The 18,979-nt window shown below is 40.8% G+C and carries 18 protein-coding genes and 1 other annotated feature; all 18 genes read right to left on the bottom strand.

From position 1 onward, the window contains the following. Positions 1-2: 2 nt before the first annotated feature. The 18 genes from rplV to rplA all read right to left on the bottom strand — a co-directional run bounded on the left by rplV (position 3) and on the right by rplA (position 18,950). On the bottom strand, positions 3-344 hold the full coding sequence (gene rplV, locus ACYVEC_RS29545; RefSeq protein ID WP_001148024.1) for a 50S ribosomal protein L22: 342 nt from the start codon (positions 342-344) through the stop codon (positions 3-5). A 17-nt stretch (positions 345-361) separates the two neighbouring features. Next, positions 362-640: a 30S ribosomal protein S19 gene (rpsS, locus tag ACYVEC_RS29540; protein ID WP_000124454.1), complete on the bottom strand. Its 279-nt coding sequence runs from the start codon at positions 638-640 to the stop codon at positions 362-364. Between the two features lie 60 nt (positions 641-700). Next, positions 701-1,531 carry a 50S ribosomal protein L2 gene (gene rplB / locus ACYVEC_RS29535; RefSeq protein WP_000511584.1) on the bottom strand — a complete coding sequence of 277 codons (831 nt, stop codon included), beginning with the start codon at positions 1,529-1,531 and terminating at the stop codon, positions 701-703. Between the two features lie 28 nt (positions 1,532-1,559). Next, positions 1,560-1,850 (bottom strand): 50S ribosomal protein L23, encoded by a 291-nt coding sequence (rplW, locus tag ACYVEC_RS29530; protein ID WP_001205558.1) that lies wholly within the window; start codon positions 1,848-1,850, stop codon positions 1,560-1,562. Continuing rightward, positions 1,850-2,473: a 50S ribosomal protein L4 gene (rplD, locus tag ACYVEC_RS29525; protein ID WP_001127258.1), complete on the bottom strand. Its 624-nt coding sequence runs from the start codon at positions 2,471-2,473 to the stop codon at positions 1,850-1,852. Before rplD ends, rplW begins: the two co-directional genes overlap by 1 nt. 25 nt (positions 2,474-2,498) lie before the next feature. Next, on the bottom strand, positions 2,499-3,131 hold the full coding sequence (gene rplC, locus ACYVEC_RS29520; RefSeq protein WP_000160209.1) for a 50S ribosomal protein L3: 633 nt from the start codon (positions 3,129-3,131) through the stop codon (positions 2,499-2,501). A gap of 34 nt (positions 3,132-3,165) precedes the next feature. Further along, positions 3,166-3,474 carry a 30S ribosomal protein S10 gene (gene rpsJ, locus ACYVEC_RS29515; protein WP_001040595.1) on the bottom strand — a complete coding sequence of 103 codons (309 nt, stop codon included), beginning with the start codon at positions 3,472-3,474 and terminating at the stop codon, positions 3,166-3,168. A 483-nt stretch (positions 3,475-3,957) separates the two neighbouring features. Beyond that, positions 3,958-5,145, bottom strand: coding sequence for an elongation factor Tu (gene tuf, locus ACYVEC_RS29510; RefSeq protein ID WP_001029617.1), 1,188 nt, complete (start codon positions 5,143-5,145; stop codon positions 3,958-3,960). A gap of 117 nt (positions 5,146-5,262) precedes the next feature. After that, positions 5,263-7,341 carry an elongation factor G gene (gene fusA, locus ACYVEC_RS29505; protein ID WP_063222354.1) on the bottom strand — a complete coding sequence of 693 codons (2,079 nt, stop codon included), beginning with the start codon at positions 7,339-7,341 and terminating at the stop codon, positions 5,263-5,265. 207 nt (positions 7,342-7,548) lie between these two features. Continuing rightward, positions 7,549-8,019, bottom strand: a complete 471-nt coding sequence (gene rpsG / locus ACYVEC_RS29500; RefSeq protein WP_063222353.1) for a 30S ribosomal protein S7 — start codon at positions 8,017-8,019, stop codon at positions 7,549-7,551. A 29-nt stretch (positions 8,020-8,048) separates the two neighbouring features. Continuing rightward, entirely contained in the window at positions 8,049-8,471 is a 423-nt protein-coding gene (rpsL, locus tag ACYVEC_RS29495; protein WP_001142341.1) for a 30S ribosomal protein S12, read from the bottom strand. A gap of 114 nt (positions 8,472-8,585) precedes the next feature. Continuing rightward, complete coding sequence (locus tag ACYVEC_RS29490; protein WP_000121828.1) at positions 8,586-8,834, bottom strand: 50S ribosomal protein L7ae-like protein; 249 nt, start codon at positions 8,832-8,834, stop codon at positions 8,586-8,588. A gap of 113 nt (positions 8,835-8,947) precedes the next feature. Further along, positions 8,948-12,559 (bottom strand): DNA-directed RNA polymerase subunit beta', encoded by a 3,612-nt coding sequence (gene rpoC, locus ACYVEC_RS29485; protein ID WP_063222352.1) that lies wholly within the window; start codon positions 12,557-12,559, stop codon positions 8,948-8,950. Between the two features lie 37 nt (positions 12,560-12,596). Then, entirely contained in the window at positions 12,597-16,130 is a 3,534-nt protein-coding gene (gene rpoB / locus ACYVEC_RS29480; protein ID WP_060629208.1) for a DNA-directed RNA polymerase subunit beta, read from the bottom strand. Between the two features lie 291 nt (positions 16,131-16,421). Continuing rightward, a complete protein-coding gene (locus ACYVEC_RS29475) occupies positions 16,422-17,021 on the bottom strand; it encodes a class I SAM-dependent methyltransferase (RefSeq protein ID WP_063222351.1) in 600 nt (199 codons plus the stop codon). A 76-nt stretch (positions 17,022-17,097) separates the two neighbouring features. Next, on the bottom strand, positions 17,098-17,457 hold the full coding sequence (gene rplL / locus ACYVEC_RS29470) for a 50S ribosomal protein L7/L12 (protein WP_000159737.1): 360 nt from the start codon (positions 17,455-17,457) through the stop codon (positions 17,098-17,100). 67 nt (positions 17,458-17,524) lie between these two features. Continuing rightward, positions 17,525-18,025 carry a 50S ribosomal protein L10 gene (gene rplJ / locus ACYVEC_RS29465; protein WP_029439120.1) on the bottom strand — a complete coding sequence of 167 codons (501 nt, stop codon included), beginning with the start codon at positions 18,023-18,025 and terminating at the stop codon, positions 17,525-17,527. Between the two features lie 39 nt (positions 18,026-18,064). Continuing rightward, positions 18,065-18,208 (bottom strand) — a sequence feature (ribosomal protein L10 leader region). Between the two features lie 49 nt (positions 18,209-18,257). Beyond that, complete coding sequence (rplA, locus tag ACYVEC_RS29460; RefSeq protein WP_063222350.1) at positions 18,258-18,950, bottom strand: 50S ribosomal protein L1; 693 nt, start codon at positions 18,948-18,950, stop codon at positions 18,258-18,260. Between the last annotated feature and the right edge of the window lie 29 nt (positions 18,951-18,979).

The following is an 18,979-nucleotide window of genomic DNA, read 5'->3' as shown; positions in this document are numbered from 1 at the left end:
GATTATCCCTCCTTCTTTTCTGATACCACAACTGTGATGTGGCTTGTGCGTTTGTTAATTTGGCTTGCACGACCCATTGCACGTGGACGGAAACGTTTCAACGTTGGACCTTCGTCAACGAATACTTTTTCAACAACTAAGTTGTTAATATCCATCTCATAATTGTGCTCTGCATTTGCGATTGCAGATTTTAAAACTTTTTCTACAACTGGAGAAGCAGTTTTTGGTGTGTGGTTAAGGATAGCAATCGCTTCACCCACTTGCTTACCTCGGATTAAGTCTACTACTAAACGAACTTTACGAGGAGCAATACGAACTGTTCTCGCTACTGCTTTAGCTTGCATTGAAGTGCCTCCTCTCATTATCTTCTAGTTTTCTTATCGTCAGCAAGGTGACCTTTATACGTACGAGTTGGTGCGAATTCACCTAACTTATGGCCAACCATATCCTCAGTGATGTACACAGGTACGTGTTTACGACCATCATATACAGCGATTGTGTGTCCGATGAACTGAGGGAAGATAGTTGAACGGCGAGACCAAGTTTTAACAACTTGTTTTTGCTCAGATGCAACTAATTTTTCCATTTTGCTCATTAAGTGATCATCGACAAATGGTCCTTTTTTTAAGCTACGAGCCATTTTGGTGCCTCCCTTCGTGATTGGCGTACGGTTCTTGAAACGAACCGTACTACAATCCCATTATTTTTTACGACGACGAACGATAAATTTATCAGACGCTTTGTTTTTCTTACGAGTCTTGAATCCAAGAGTTGGTTTACCCCATGGAGACATTGGAGACTTACGTCCGATTGGAGAGCGTCCTTCACCACCACCGTGTGGGTGATCAACCGGGTTCATTACAGAACCACGAACTGTTGGGCGCTTACCTAACCAGCGAGAGCGACCTGCTTTACCGATTTTGATAAGTTCGTGTTGTTCGTTACCAACTTGACCGATTGAAGCGCGACAAGCAGATAATACAAGACGTACTTCACCAGAAGTTAAACGTACAAGTACGTATTTTCCTTCTTTACCAAGTACTTGAGCAGATGTACCAGCAGAACGAACTAATTGTCCGCCACGACCAGGCTTAAGCTCGATGTTATGAACAACAGTACCTACTGGAATGTTGATTAATGGTAATGCGTTACCGATTTTAATGTCAGCTTCAGGGCCAGACATAACTTCCATACCTACTTCTAAAGTTTTAGGAGCAAGAATGTAACGTTTTTCACCGTCAACGTAGTTAATTAATGCGATATTCGCAGAGCGGTTTGGATCGTATTCGATCGTAGCAACGCGTCCTGGAATTCCATCTTTGTTACGCTTAAAGTCGATGATACGGTATTGACGCTTATGTCCGCCACCTTGATGACGTACAGTAATTTTACCTTGGTTATTACGACCCGCCTTCTTGCTTAAAGGAGCAAGTAATGACTTTTCGGGTCTGTCAGTCGTGATTTCAGCGAAATCATTCGTAGTCATATTACGACGACCGTTAGTAGTTGGATTATACTTTTTAATTCCCATCTCAATTTCCCTCCTTCTTTAGTAAGAATTAAACGCCTTGGAAGATTTCGATTTCTTTGCTGTCAGCAGTTAGCTTAACGATTGCTTTACGACGACGGCTAGTAAAACCAGCGTGACGACCAACGCGTTTTGCTTTCGGCTTGTAGTTCATGATGTTCACTTTTTCTACTTTAACACCAAAGATCGCTTCAAGAGCATCTTTAACTTCTGTTTTATTAGATTTAACGTCCACATCGAACGTGTATTTTTTTTCAGCCATCATTTCCATAGAACGTTCAGTGATAACTGGGCGCTTAATGATATCACGAGGATCTCTCATTATGCAAGCACCTCCTCTACTTTTTCCACTGCCGCTTTTGTCATGATTAGCTTATCATGATGAAGCACGTCTAAAACGTTTACGCCATCAGCAGTGATTACTGTTACTCCAGGGATATTGCGAGCAGATAACTCTACAGATTCGTTTGCATCAGCAGTTACGATAAGAGCTTTCTTCTCAACAGTTAATCCTTTAAGTACTGCTAGCATATCTTTTGTTTTTGGTGCATTTAACACTAGGTCTTCAAGAACTACAATGTTGTTCTCAACTACTTTAGTAGCTAATGCAGATTTGATTGCTAAACGACGAACTTTCTTAGGAAGTTTGTACGCATAGCTTCTTGGTGTAGGTCCGAATACCGTACCACCACCACGCCATTGAGGAGAGCGGATAGACCCTTGACGAGCACGTCCAGTTCCTTTTTGACGCCATGGTTTACGACCACCACCGCGAACTTCAGAGCGAGTTTTTACTTTGTGTGTACCTTGACGTAAAGATGCACGTTGCATCATTACAGCTTCGAAAAGTACAGCTTCATTTGGTTCGATACCGAAAATAGCTTCAGCTAATTCGATTTCACCAACCTGTGAACCAGTTTGGTTATATACAGTAACTTTTGGCATTGGAATTCCTCCTTCCTATTGTGAATTATTTGCTAACCTTCACAGCGCCTTGAACAACTACAAGAGATTTCTTAGCACCTGGAACGTTACCTTTTACTAGTAATAAGTTGCGCTCAGTGTCAACTTGAACGATTTCTAAGTTTTGGATAGTAACTTGGTCTCCACCCATACGTCCAGCAAGTTTTTTGCCTTTGAATACACGGTTCGGAGCAACTGGGCCCATTGAACCTGGACGACGGTGATAGCGAGAACCATGAGACATAGGTCCGCGAGATTGTCCGTGGCGTTTGATAACACCTTGGAAACCTTTACCTTTAGAAATTCCTGTTACGTCAACGATTTCACCTGCAGCGAAAACTTCAACTTTTACCTCTTGACCAACCTCTAATCCGTCCACGTCTGCATCGCGGATTTCGCGAATGAAGCGCTTAGGAGTTGTAGATGCTTTAGCAGTGTGGCCTTGTTCAGGTTTGTTAGTTAACTTTTCACGTTTATCTTCAAATCCTAACTGGATTGCATTGTAGCCATCAGTTTCAGTTGTTTTCTTTTGAAGAACAACGTTTGGATTAGCAGCGATAACTGTTACTGGGATTAACTCACCGTTCTCAGCAAATACTTGAGTCATACCGATCTTTCTTCCTAAGATTCCTTTGGTCATGAGTTACACCTCCTACATTTTTAAGTTATATAATTTATAGTTTGATTTCGATATCTACACCAGACGGTAAGTCTAAACGCATTAATGAATCTACTGTTTGTGGAGTAGGACTCACGATATCGATTAAACGTTTGTGTGTGCGCATTTCGAATTGCTCACGAGAATCTTTGTACTTATGAACAGCACGAAGAATTGTGTAAATAGTCTTCTCAGTTGGTAATGGGATCGGACCAGAAACTGTTGCCCCAGAACGCTTAGCTGTTTCTACAATTTTCTCAGCTGATTGATCAAGAATACGGTGATCATAAGCTTTTAAACGGATACGAATTTTTTCTTTTGCCATTATTTTCCCTCCTTCGTTCGCCTATTTCTAAAATAGACCTTCTCCATGGAAATTTCCCCACACCATGCCATGGCAAAGCGGCCGGGTGTGTCAGCAACCTTCCACTTCATCGCAGTCAAAGACCAACATTGTCTATTATACAATGTTATTCGTCTAGATGCAAGCATCTTTTTGTTTGCATCTGCTTTTCTCTACTTTTGCTATTATACATGGCACTTTAAAGAATTTCAAGTTTTCATCTACCAGAATTCATTTTACAGTTTCTGGGTTTGTTTTATTACTTTTTTATATACTATAGAAGAAACTCGTCAAAACATAAAAAATATAATTCATTCATTATATAAAGCGAAACTTTGATCATTGGGTTTTTGTTTACCCCCCAATGATTATTAATTGAACCATTCAGCGTGCTCGTTAATACTCGATAACAGCAAACAAAAACCCCAAGGGAAAATCCCTTGGGGTTTTTTATATCAGTTAAGATTACTCAACGATAGTAGCAACTACGCCGTAACCTACTGTACGTCCACCTTCACGAATAGAGAATTTAGTTCCCTCTTCGATAGCGATTGGAGCGATAAGTTCGATAGTCATTTCGATGTTGTCACCAGGCATTACCATTTCAGTACCTTCTGGTAATTGGATGATACCAGTTACGTCAGTTGTACGGAAGTAGAACTGAGGACGGTAGTTAGCGAAGAATGGAGTGTGACGTCCACCTTCTTCTTTAGATAATACGAAAACTTCAGCTTTGAATTTAGCGTGTGCTTTTACAGAGCCAGTTTTAGCAAGAACTTGTCCACGTTGGATGTCTTCACGAGCAACCCCACGAAGAAGAGCACCAATGTTGTCTCCAGCTTGAGCTTGGTCAAGAAGTTTACGGAACATTTCTACACCAGTTACAGTTGTAGAAGCATTTTCTTCAGCAAGACCGATGATTTCTACTACGTCACCAACTTTAACGATTCCGCGCTCTACACGACCAGTTGCAACTGTACCACGACCTGTGATAGAGAATACATCCTCGATAGGCATTAAGAATGGTTTGTCAGTTTCACGTTCTGGAGTTGGGATGTAAGCATCAACTTCAGTCATTAATTCAATGATTTTTGCTTCCCAATCAGCTTCTCCTTGAAGAGCTTTAAGAGCAGAACCTTTGATTACAGGAATGTCGTCGCCTGGGAATCCGTATTCAGATAATAGGTCACGAACTTCCATTTCAACTAATTCTAATAATTCTTCGTCGTCTACCATGTCGCATTTGTTTAAGAATACAACGATGTAAGGAACACCTACTTGACGAGAAAGAAGGATGTGCTCACGTGTTTGAGGCATTGGGCCATCAGCAGCAGATACTACTAAGATACCGCCGTCCATTTGAGCAGCACCAGTGATCATGTTTTTAACATAGTCAGCGTGACCTGGGCAGTCAACGTGTGCATAGTGACGAGTTTCAGTTTCGTACTCAACGTGTGCAGTTGAGATTGTGATTCCGCGCTCTCTTTCTTCTGGAGCAGCGTCGATTTGATCGTATCCGCGTGCTTCAGCACCACCAGCTTTTGCAAGAACTGTAGTGATCGCAGCAGTTAATGTAGTTTTACCATGGTCAACGTGGCCGATTGTACCGATGTTAACATGGGGTTTAGAACGTTCGAATTTAGCTTTAGCCATTCTAAATTCCTCCTTAGTTTATATAGGTTATTTTATATTTAGACTAGAAAGCGAAACTTGCGTCTCACTTTCTAAGCTTACATAAGTAGTTATACTTGAACAATCGATAAAAATCAATTATTCACCTTTATTTTTTTTAATAATTTCTTCAGAAACAGACTTCGGTACTTCTTCATAATGATCAAATGTCATTGAGAATGTTCCGCGTCCTTGAGTGTTAGAACGTAATGCCGTCGCATAACCGAACATTTCAGAAAGTGGAACCATAGCGCGAACAACTTGTGCGTTACCGCGAGCTTCCATACCTTCTACACGTCCACGACGAGATGTTACGTCGCCCATAATGTCACCCATGTACTCTTCAGGAATTACAACTTCAACTTTCATCATTGGCTCAAGAATTACTGGGCTACATTTAGAAACCGCAGCTTTAAGTGCCATAGATGCAGCGATTTTGAACGCCATCTCAGAGGAGTCAACATCATGGTAAGATCCGTCAACTAACGCAGCTTTGATGTCAACTAGTGGATAACCAGCTAGTACACCATTTTTAAGTGAGTCTTCAAGACCCGCTCCAACAGCTGGGATGTATTCACGTGGAACTACACCACCGACGATTTTGTTTTCGAATTCAAAACCTTTACCTTCTTCATTAGGTTCAAACTCAATCCAAACGTGACCGAATTGTCCACGACCACCAGATTGACGAGCGAACTTACCTTCAACTTTCGCAGCAGCGCGGAAAGTCTCACGGTATGCTACCTGAGGAGCACCAACGTTTGCTTCCACTTTGAATTCACGGCGCATACGGTCAACGATGATATCAAGGTGAAGTTCACCCATACCAGCGATGATTGTTTGGCCAGTTTCTTGGTCAGTGTGAGCACGGAATGTTGGATCTTCTTCAGAAAGCTTAGATAATGCTGTACCCATTTTATCTTGGTCAGCTTTTGATTTTGGTTCGATAGCTACAGAGATAACTGGCTCTGGGAATTCCATAGACTCAAGGATAACAAGGCTCTTCTCGTCACAAAGAGTATCACCAGTAGTAGTATCTTTTAAACCTACAGCAGCAGCGATATCACCAGCGTAAACTGTTGAGATCTCTTCACGGCTGTTAGCGTGCATTTGTAGGATACGACCTACACGCTCACGCTTACCTTTAGTTGAGTTTTTCACGTATGATCCAGAGTTTAACACACCAGAGTACACACGGAAGAACGTTAACTTACCAACATAAGGGTCAGTCATGATTTTGAATGCTAGAGCTGCGAATGGTTCTTCATCGCTAGACTTACGTTCTACTTCTTCATCTGTATCCGGAAGAGTACCTTTAATAGCAGGTACGTCTAATGGAGATGGTAGGTAGTCGATAACTGCGTCTAACAGAATTTGAACACCTTTGTTTTTGAATGCAGAACCACAGATTACTGGGAAGAATTCTACAGAAGTTGTAGCCTTACGGATACCAGCTTTAAGCTCTTCTACAGTGATTTCTTCACCTTCTAGGTACTTCATCATCATTTCTTCATCAAGCTCAGCTACCGCTTCAATAAGTTTTCCACGGTATTCTGCAGCTAATTCTTTGTGCTCTTCAGGAATTTCAACACGTTGAATGTCTGTTCCTAAATCGTTACCGTACATGTAAGCACATTCTTCAACAAGGTCAATGATACCATTGAACTCATCTTCAGCACCGATTGGTAACTGAATTGGGTGTGCGTTTGCTTGTAAACGATCGTGGATTGTTCCTACAGAGTATAAGAAATCTGCGCCGATTTTATCCATTTTGTTAACGAATACGATACGAGGTACGCCGTAAGTAGTAGCCTGACGCCAAACAGTTTCTGTTTGTGGTTCTACACCAGATTGTGCATCAAGTACTGCTACTGCGCCATCAAGTACGCGTAAAGAACGTTCTACTTCTACTGTGAAATCTACGTGTCCTGGAGTGTCAATGATGTTTACGCGATGACCTTTCCATTGTGCTGTAGTTGCAGCAGAAGTAATTGTGATACCACGCTCTTGCTCTTGCTCCATCCAGTCCATCTGAGATGCACCTTCGTGAGTTTCACCGATTTTATGAATACGTCCTGTGTAATACAGAATACGCTCAGTTGCTGTTGTTTTACCAGCATCGATGTGAGCCATGATACCAATATTACGAGTGTTTTCTAAAGAGAACTCTCTTGCCATTTGGTGTCTTGCTCCTTCCATATATGGATTGGATTTTTTATTTTAAGTAGCAAAAAAGCCACTTTATATTGTTACACATGTCAGTATGTCCAGTACCCTCATTATGTAAAACGAGCGCCCAACGAAAGGGAGAGGCATTCTCCCTCTCCACACTTCCATAAGCGACAAATAAAGCGGTTTATGCTTACATTTATTTTACGTTGAATCCTACCAACGGTAATGAGCAAATGCTTTGTTAGCTTCTGCCATTTTATGAGTATCTTCACGTTTCTTAACAGATGCACCAGCGTTGTTAGCTGCATCTAAGATTTCGTAAGCTAGACGCTCTTCCATAGTTTTTTCACCACGAAGACGAGCATAGTTTACTAACCAGCGAAGACCTAAAGTTGTACGGCGTTCTGGACGAACCTCAACTGGAACTTGGTAGTTAGCACCACCAACACGACGAGCACGTACTTCAAGAACAGGCATGATGTTCTTAAGAGCTTGCTCGAATACTTCCATAGGGTCTTTATCTGAACGTTCACGAACGATATCGAAAGCGTTATAAAGAATTGTTTGAGATTTACCTTTTTTACCGTCAACCATCATTTTGTTGATAAGGCGTGTTACTAGCTTAGAATTGTACATTGGATCTGGTAACACGTCACGTTTCGCAACAGGTCCTTTACGAGGCATATTGAGTTCCTCCTTTCATTTTAAAGTTATTATTTTTTAGCAGGTTTTGGTCGCTTAGTACCATATTTAGAACGTCCTTGCATACGTTTGTCAACACCAGCTGTGTCAAGCGCACCACGAACGATGTGGTAACGTACTCCCGGTAAATCCTTTACACGACCACCGCGAATTAATACTACGCTATGCTCTTGTAGGTTATGACCGATACCTGGGATGTAAGCTGTAACCTCGATACCGTTTGTTAAACGTACACGAGCGTATTTACGTAACGCTGAGTTAGGTTTCTTTGGAGTCATTGTACCAACACGAGTACATACACCACGTTTTTGAGGTGCAGAGATATCAGTTGATTTTTTCTTTAAAGAGTTGAACCCTTTGTTTAACGCAGGTGATTTAGATTTCCATACTTTATCAGTACGACCATTTCTCACTAATTGGTTAATAGTAGGCATTTGATTATCCTCCCTTCGCATGTTTGTATGACCACATATCCAGGTGGTTCATTATTAGTTGAAAACAAAGTTTTTGCAAGGGAGAGCAAATGCTCTCTCCTCACAAAAACAGTTTTAACTTATTATTCCTATTGCTGAAGCTCCCACTTGAATCCCCGAAACTTTTCCAAGCTTACGAACTGATTCAACTTTAGTTATGGGTATGTTATGTTGCAAAGCAGTACGAATGATCATATGGGTTAACCGCATATCAGCATCTTCCGCAATGACAACTTCTTTAACTATACCATTTTTGATTGCTTCCAATGTGCGTTTATGACCAACGACTACATTTTCAGCATTTGACACTTTTTGATAAGACATATAAATATCCTCCAAAGCATCGTTCAGGAGCAACCTTGATTATAGTAACATTTTGACTCATACAATGTCAACTAGGATTAACTGTTTTTATACAAAATTTACGACGGAAAATTTTACTGTTCCACATAAACTTCATCGTTTTCTACATTCATGTCATCTTGTGTTGTTTTAACAAGATCCACTTTGCGATAACGATTCATACCTGTTCCAGCAGGAACAAGTTTACCGATAATAACATTTTCTTTCAATCCTAGAAGCTCATCGCGCTTACCTTTAATTGCTGCATCAGTTAAGACACGAGTTGTTTCTTGGAACGATGCTGCAGATAAGAATGAATCTGTTTCAAGTGAAGCTTTTGTAATACCAAGTAGAACAGGTCTAGCTGTCGCTGGCTGTTTACCTTGCAGTAACACCTTCGCATTCGCATCAGTAAACTGATGGATATCTAGTAATGTTCCTGGTAATACATCTGTTTCACCTGCATCACTTACACGAACTTTACGTAACATTTGACGTACCATTACTTCTACGTGTTTGTCACCAATTTCTACCCCTTGCATACGGTATACTTTTTGAACTTCACGTAATAAGTATTCTTGAACTGCCGTAATGTCCGTTACTTTTAGTAATTCTTTCGGATCAATAGAACCTTCTGTTAACTCTTTACCGTGGCTAATTTGCTGTCCTGGAGTTACTTTCAGACGAGCACCGTAAGGAATAGCATACGTACGAGCTTCAACTTCACCCTGTACTACTACTTCTTGGCGATCTTTAACATCGTTGATCGCTGCGATAACACCGTCGATTTCACTGATAACTGCCTGACCTTTCGGATTACGAGCTTCGAAGATCTCCTGGATACGAGGTAAACCTTGTGTGATATCATCTCCGGCAACCCCACCTGTATGGAACGTACGCATCGTTAACTGTGTACCTGGCTCACCGATAGATTGAGCTGCGATAATACCTACCGCTTCCCCTACTTCTACGTCTGTTCCAGTTGCTAAGTTACGACCGTAACATTTCTTACATACACCGTGGCGAGTGTTACACGTGAACGCTGAACGAATGTTTACAGTTTCAACACCCGAATTTTCAACGATATGAGCAATATCTTCAGTAATTAATTGATTTTCAGCAACTAATACTTCACCTGTTTCAGGATGTTTTACAGTTTTTCTTGCAAAACGTCCAACAAGACGATCATATAATGACTCAATAACTTCATTACCCTCTTTAATCGCACCAATTAATAAACCACGATCTGTTCCACAATCATCTTCACGAACGATTACATCTTGTGCAACGTCAACAAGACGACGTGTTAAGTAACCAGAATCGGCAGTTTTTAGTGCTGTATCGGCAAGACCTTTACGCGCACCATGCGTAGAGATGAAGTACTCAAGTACTGTTAAACCTTCACGGAAACTTGATTTGATTGGAAGTTCGATGATACGACCAGATGGATTGGCCATCAGACCACGCATACCAGCAAGCTGAGTAAAGTTCGATGCGTTACCACGGGCACCGGAATCACTCATCATGAAGATTGGGTTGCGTTTATTCAAGGATTTCATCAGTTTTCCTTGAATAACATCTTTTGCATTACTCCAAATAGAGATAACGCGATCGTAACGTTCTTCTTCCGTGATTAAACCGCGACGGAATTGTTTAATTACATTATCTACTTTTGCTTGTGCTTCGTGGAGAATTTCATCTTTTTCGCCTAATACAAGAATGTCAGATACCCCAACTGTAATACCAGCTTTTGTAGAGTACTTGAATCCTAAGTTTTTCATACGGTCAAGCATGCGAGACGTTTCTGTAATTTTGAAACGTTTAAACACTTCCGCAATGATATTACCAAGGATTTTCTTGCTGAATGGCGCCACTTCTTCGCGACTAGCAATAATTTCTTTAATGTTCGCACCTTTTTCAACGAAATATTCCGCTGGTGTTTCTTTTTCAAGGTTTGAGTTTGTCGGTTCGTTAATATAAGGGAACGACTCTGGTAAGATTTCGTTAAATATTAATTTACCAACTGTTGTTAATAGAAGCTTACCTTTTTGCTCTTCAGTAAATGTTACGTTATTTACTGAACTTGCAGCAACTGCAACACGTGTGTGCAGATGTACATATCCATTTTGGTATGCAAGTATCGCTTCGTTTGCATCTTTGAAGACCATACCTTCACCGATTGCGCCTTCACGCTCAAGTGTTAAGTAGTAGTTACCTAATACCATATCCTGAGATGGAGTAACAACTGGTTTTCCGTCTTTTGGATTCAAGATGTTTTGTGCCGCTAACATAAGAATACGAGCTTCTGCTTGTGCCTCTGATGATAACGGAACGTGAACCGCCATTTGGTCACCGTCAAAGTCCGCGTTGTATGCAGTACATACAAGTGGGTGAAGACGAATTGCGCGACCTTCTACTAATGTAGGTTCAAACGCCTGGATACCAAGACGGTGAAGTGTTGGTGCGCGGTTTAGAAGTACTGGATGCTCTTTGATCACAGATTCTAAAACGTCCCAAACTTCAGGTTGTACACGCTCGATTTTACGTTTCGCACTCTTAATGTTGTGTGCTAATCCTTTTTCAACTAACTCTTTCATTACGAAAGGTTTGAACAGTTCAAGCGCCATCTCTTTCGGTAATCCACATTGATACATCTTTAAGTTCGGTCCTACAACGATTACAGAACGACCAGAGTAGTCAACACGTTTACCTAATAAGTTTTGACGGAAACGTCCTTGTTTACCTTTAAGCATGTGAGATAGTGATTTTAATGGACGGTTACCTGGTCCAGTAACTGGACGGCCACGGCGACCATTATCGATTAATGCGTCTACAGCTTCTTGTAACATACGTTTTTCGTTTTGAACGATGATGCTTGGTGCACCTAAGTCCAATAGACGTTTTAAACGATTATTACGGTTAATTACACGACGGTATAAGTCGTTTAAGTCAGAAGTAGCAAAACGTCCACCATCCAACTGTACCATTGGGCGTAGTTCTGGTGGGATAACTGGAAGAACATCTAGGATCATCCAAGATGGGTGATTTCCAGAGTTACGGAATGCTTCTAATACTTCTAGACGTTTAATAGCACGAGTACGGCGTTGTCCTTGTGCTGTTTTTAATTCCTCTTTTAAGAAGTCTACTTCTTTATCTAAATCGATGTCTTGTAGTAGCTTTTTAATCGCTTCTGCACCCATAGCAGCTTGGAATGTGCTACCATATCGATCGCGATATGCACGGTATTCTTTTTCAGAAAGTAATTGCTTCTTATCAAGTGGTGTATCTCCACTTTCTGTTACAACATAAGAAGCGAAATAAATTACTTCTTCAAGCGCGCGAGGGGACATGTCTAAGACAAGTCCCATGCGGCTCGGGATACCTTTGAAATACCAAATATGAGATACAGGAGCAGCTAATTCGATATGACCCATACGTTCACGACGAACTTTTGCACGCGTTACTTCAACGCCACATCGATCACAAACTACACCTTTATAACGTACACGTTTGTATTTTCCGCAATGACATTCCCAGTCCTTTTGTGGTCCGAAAATACGCTCACAGAACAAGCCATCTTTTTCAGGCTTTAACGTACGATAGTTAATTGTTTCTGGTTTCTTAACTTCACCGTATGACCAAGAACGAATCTTGTCAGGTGAAGCAAGTCCAATCTTCATATATTCAAAGTTATTTACATCTATCAAGGGGCCTACCTCCCTTTTAGTCTACAGGTTATCCCAATTATTCCTTAGTTGTCTCAACTTCGACATTCAATTTATCTGCTGATTGATGATCATCGTCATCTTCCGTATCACGCATTTCAATCTCTGTATCGTCGCTAGACATCATTTTAACGTCCATACCTAAACTTTGCAGCTCTTTAATCAATACTTTGAATGATTCAGGAACGCCTGGTTCTGGAACATTTTCACCTTTAACAATTGCTTCATATGTCTTAACACGTCCAACAACATCATCAGACTTCACTGTTAAGATTTCTTGAAGAGTATAAGCAGCACCGTAAGCTTCAAGTGCCCAAACCTCCATCTCACCGAAACGCTGTCCACCGAACTGAGCTTTACCTCCAAGAGGCTGCTGCGTTACAAGTGAGTATGGTCCAGTAGAACGAGCATGAAGTTTATCGTCAACCATGTGCGCAAGTTTGATCATATACATGACACCAACAGATACGCGGTTATCGAATGGTTCACCAGTACGTCCGTCATACAGGATTGTTTTCGCGTCATTTGCCATACCAGCTTCTTCAATTGTGCCCCAAACATCTTCCTCACGAGCACCATCGAATACTGGTGTTGCAATGTGAATGCCAAGGTATCTTGCTGCCATACCAAGATGAAGCTCTAATACCTGACCGATATTCATACGAGATGGTACCCCTAATGGGTTTAACATGATATCGATTGGTGTTCCGTCTGGTAAGTAAGGCATATCTTCTTCTGGTAAAATACGAGAGATAACACCTTTGTTACCGTGACGTCCGGCCATCTTGTCACCTTCAGAAATTTTACGTTTTTGAACGATATATGCACGTACAAGTTGATTCACGCCTGGTGGCAATTCATCGCCATCTTCACGGTTGAATACTTTTACGTCTAAGATAATACCGCCACCACCGTGTGGTACACGTAGTGATGTATCACGTACTTCACGTGCCTTTTCACCGAAGATCGCATGTAATAGACGTTCTTCTGCTGTTAACTCTGTTACACCTTTAGGTGTTACTTTACCAACAAGTAGGTCTCCATCTTTTACTTCAGCACCAACGCGGATAATACCGCGCTCGTCAAGGTTGCGTAATGCATCTTCCCCAACGTTCGGAATGTCACGTGTAATTTCTTCTGGTCCAAGCTTCGTATCACGAGCTTCTGATTCATATTCTTCAATATGAATAGAAGTGTACACATCATCTTTTACAAGGCGCTCACTCATAATGATCGCATCCTCATAGTTATAACCGTCCCAAGTCATGAAGCCAACAAGCACGTTACGTCCAAGTGCTAGTTCACCTAATTCCATAGAAGGACCATCCGCAAGGATTTCACCTTTTACAACTTCATTTCCAACACTTACGATTGGACGTTGGTTGTAGCAAGTTCCTTGGTTAGAACGAATGAATTTTTGCATTTTGTAGCGATCTAAGTCGCCTTTTACTGTTTGACCGTCAACTTCTACATAGCGACGTACCCAAACTTCACGTGCTTCTACGCGTTCAACAACACCAGGGTGTTTACAGATTACTGCAGCACCTGAGTCTTTTGCTGATACGTACTCCATACCTGTACCTACAATCGGAGATTCCGGATTCATTAACGGAACCGCCTGACGTTGCATGTTCGCTCCCATAAGTGCGCGGTTAGAGTCATCGTTTTCTAAGAACGGAATACAAGCTGTCGCTGCCGACACTACTTGTTTTGGAGATACATCCATGTAGTCGATGCGTTCTTTATTTGTAACAATGTTTTCACCACGGAAACGAGCTACGATATCTTCACTAAGGAATTCTCCTTCTTCAGATAACTTCATATTCGCTTGGGCTACAACATAATTATCTTCTTCATCTGCTGTTAAATAATCAACCTGCCCTGTTACAAGACCAGTTTCTGGGTCAACACGACGGTATGGTGTTTCGATGAAACCAAACTCATTTACTTTCGCGAACGAAGATAATGAGTTAATCAAACCGATGTTTGGTCCCTCTGGTGTTTCAATCGGACACATACGACCATAGTGAGAGTAGTGAACGTCACGTACTTCAAAGCCTGCGCGCTCACGCGTTAAACCACCGGGTCCTAATGCAGATAGTCTTCGTTTGTGAGTTAACTCTGCTAATGGGTTTGTTTGGTCCATGAACTGAGATAACTGAGAACTTCCGAAGAACTCTTTAATAGATGCAATAACAGGACGAATATTAATTAGTGCCTGTGGTGTAATTGCATTTGTATCTTGGATCGACATTCTCTCACGAACAACACGTTCCATACGAGAAAGACCGATACGGAATTGATTTTGTAATAGTTCTCCAACAGAACGCAGACGACGGTTTCCTAAGTGGTCGATATCATCTGTATCCCCTACCTTATACAGTAGGTTGAAGAAGTAACTGATAGAAGCAAGGATATCGCCTGGTGTGATGTGTTTTACATCACGAGTAATATTTGCATTACCAATTACATTAATTACGCGTTCGCCTTCTGACTCAGGAGCATAAATCTTAATAGATTGCAGCTCAACATCGCCTTCTACCACTCCACCCATTGGTTTCGCTGTTTTGAATCCAATGTTTTTCTCTAAGTAAGGTAAAATGCGATCAAGTGTACGACGATCTAAGATTGTTCCTTCTGCCGCTAAAATTTCACCAGTTTCTGGATCTACTAATGTTTCAGCTAAACGTTGGTTAAACAATCTGTTTTTAATGTGTAACTTCTTGTTGATCTTATAGCGACCTACATTTGCTAAATCGTAGCGCTTTGGATCGAAGAAACGAGACACAAGTAAGCTCTTTGCATTTTCTACTGTTGGTGGTTCACCAGGGCGTAGACGCTCATAAATTTCAAGCAATGCTTTTTCTGTGCTATCTGTGTTGTCTTTTTCTAATGTGTTGCTTAAGTATTCGTTATCACCTAAAAGCTCGGTGATTTCTTGATCAGAGCCAAACCCTAATGCGCGTAACAAAACAGTTACAGGAAGTTTACGCGTACGGTCAATACGCACATATACAACATCCTTAGCATCTGTCTCATACTCTAACCAAGCTCCGCGGTTTGGAATTACAGTAGCAGTAAAACCACGTTTTCCGTTTTTATCCACTTTGCCACTATAGTATACGCTTGGAGAGCGAACTAACTGGGAAACGATAACACGTTCTGCACCGTTAATTACGAATGTTCCAGTCTCTGTCATGAGTGGGAAATCTCCCATGAACACATCTTGTTCTTTTACTTCACCAGTTTCCTTGTTGATTAGACGCACTTTTACACGAAGTGGTGCTGCATACGTCACATCACGCTCTTTGCATTCGTCTACAGAGTATTTAGGTTCACCTAAGCTGTAGTCGATAAATTCAAGCGATAGATTTCCCGTAAAGTCTTCAATCGGAGAAATGTCTTGGAACATTTCTCGCAAACCCTCATCAAGAAACCACTGATAAGAAGAGGTTTGAATTTCGATAAGATTTGGTAACTCTAATACTTCACTAATACGGGCATAACTTCTTCGTTGGCGGTGGCGTCCGTATTGAACTAGTTGACCTGTCAACTGCTTCACCCCTCAAATCATGAGTATTATAAATGCACAAAAAAATTTGTGCAAAATCACAAATAAATACAACTACTGCTATTAGCGTAGTTTCTTTCTCTTAAAGATAAATACGTTGAGTCTTTCTACCTGCTCAAAAAAGAAAAATGGCTTCTAGAAGAAAACCATCATTCTGTTTCATAATCTGCTGATTTTACTATCTTTTCCAAGAGAAACAAAAATATACATCTTTCTCAACGCAGAAAATCATATATTGGCATTGTATAATGTTAACATAGCCAAAAATAACCGTCAACGTTTTTTTGATTTTATGATATAATATCCTTTTTTCTTTTCTACAACTTCGACTTCAGAAAATACTTCTTCTAGTTTCTTCAGTGCAGATGGTGCACCTTGCTTCTTTTGAATAACAATCCACAACTCTCCACCTGGAACTAAATACTCTACAGCCTTTTCTAAAATCTCATGCACGATATCCTTACCTGCACGAATTGGAGGATTAGATAGAATAGCAGCATACATACCGTCTACGTTTTCATAGACGCTACTTTGAGAAATGTGTACATTTCCAATTCTATTGTTAGCGGCATTTTCTTTCGCAAGCTCAAGTGCCCTTTCATTCACATCCACCATGTGAACTTTACGGTCTTGAAACTCTTTCGCCAACGATAAACCAATCGGTCCATATCCACAACCTACGTCTAATATATCACCTTTAATATCCGGCACTTGAAACGCTTCAATTAAAAGACGAGAACCAAAGTCCACTTCGTTTTTCGAGAACACCCCACGGTCAGATAAGAAAGTAAATTGAGATCCACGAAGTGTAAATTCCCATCGCTTACGATCACTTTTACTAGAAGGGTCGTTAGAAAAATAATGGTCTGCCATATGGCCACCTCTTTTCTTTACAGTTAAAAAAAAAGCTCGCATGAGAGCGAGCTTTTTTTAAAGCATCAAAAGTTAATTACTTAACTTCTACAGCAGCGCCAACTTCTTCAAGTTTAGCTTTCATTTCTTCAGCTTCCTCTTTAGAAACGCCTTCTTTGATTGCTTTTGGAGTGTTGTCAACTAATTCTTTAGCTTCTTTTAAGCCAAGACCAGTGATTTCACGTACAGCTTTGATAACTTTGATTTTTTGAGCGCCAGCACTTGCAAGTACTACGTCAAACTCAGTTTTCTCAGCAGCAGCTTCACCAGCGCCACCAGCTACAGCTACAGGAGCAGCAGCAGTTACGCCGAATTCTTCCTCGATAGCTTTTACTAAGTCGTTAAGTTCTAATACAGTCATAGATTTAACTGCTTCAATGATTTGTTCTTTAGTCATTGTAAATATCCTCCCTTAAATAGGTTTGTATTGTTTTATCGATAATACGTAATTATCTTTTAAAAAATTAAGCGCCTTGCTCTTCCTTTTGGTCTGCAACTGCTTTAGTAGCAAGTGCAAGGTTACGGATTGGAGCTTGAAGAACGCTAAGAAGCATAGAAAGTAAGCCTTCACGTGATGGAAGAGTAGCGATAGCTTTAACCTCATCAAGTGTTACAAGTTTACCTTCGATTACGCCCGCTTTAATTTCTAAAGCTTCATGATCTTTAGCGAAGTCGTTTAATACTTTCGCAGGAGCAACTACATCCTCGTTACTGAACGCGATTGCGTTTGGTCCTGTTAAGAATTCATTTAACTCAGCCATTTCAGCAGATTCTGCAGCACGACGAGTTAGAGAGTTTTTGTAAACTTTGAACTCAACGCCAGCTTCACGTAAGTTCTTACGTAATTCTGTTGCTTCAGAAACTGTTAAACCACGGTAGTCAACAACGATTGTAGATTTACTAGCGCGAAGTTTGTCCGCGATTTCAGTCACAACTTGTTGTTTAGTTTCGATTACTTTGCTCATGTTATTACACCTCCTGTAGATTATATAGAAGATGTACCGAAAGTGCACTAAAAACCTCCATGCCCAACTTGTAGACATGGAGGCATATAGTCACAGAAAAAAATTCCGCTTCGTATATTAACACCTAGGTAGGAAATTAAGTCTATTGACACCTACTGTCTACGGTACACTATTTAAATTCACAACATAAATGATTATATAAAAACTTCTTTATGAAGTCAACTTCCAAATTTTACGCTAATGTAGAAACGTCTACACGTACGCCAGGTCCCATTGTAGAAGCAACTGTTACGTTCTTCATGTAAGTACCTTTTGCAGCTGCTGGCTTAACTTTTTGTAAAGTGTCAGCAATTGTTCTGAAGTTTTCTACTAATTTAGCATCTTCGAAAGATACTTTACCGATTGGAACGTGGATGTTACCAGCTTTATCAACGCGGTATTCAACTTTACCAGCTTTGATTTCGTTAACAGCTTTAGTTACATCGAAAGTAACTGTTCCAGTTTTAGGGTTTGGCATTAAACCTTTAGGTCCTAATACGCGACCAAGTTTACCAACTTCACCCATCATGTCAGGAGTTGCTACTACTACATCGAAATCGAACCAACCTTGTTGGATTTTACCGATGTAATCTGTATCGCCTACGAAATCAGCTCCAGCAGCTTCAGCTTCTTTAGCTTTTTCGCCTTTAGCGAATACTAATACACGTTGTACTTTACCAGTACCGTGTGGAAGAACTACTGCACCACGGATTTGTTGGTCAGCTTTCTTAGGGTCAACACCTAAACGGAATGCAGCTTCTACAGTTGCATCAAATTTAGCTGTGTTTGTTTTCTTTACTAATTCTACTGCTTCTGTTGCAGAGTAAGCAGCTGCACGATCAACAAGCTTTGCAGCTTCTACGTACTTTTTACCTCTTTTAGCCATTTTTATTTCCTCCTCGAATGTGGTTTTAG

The sequence above is a fragment of the Bacillus sp. MN7755 genome, assembly GCF_054771475.1.
The sequence above is the reverse complement of the archived record's forward strand: the minus strand, read 5'-3'. Positions and strand labels throughout refer to the sequence as shown.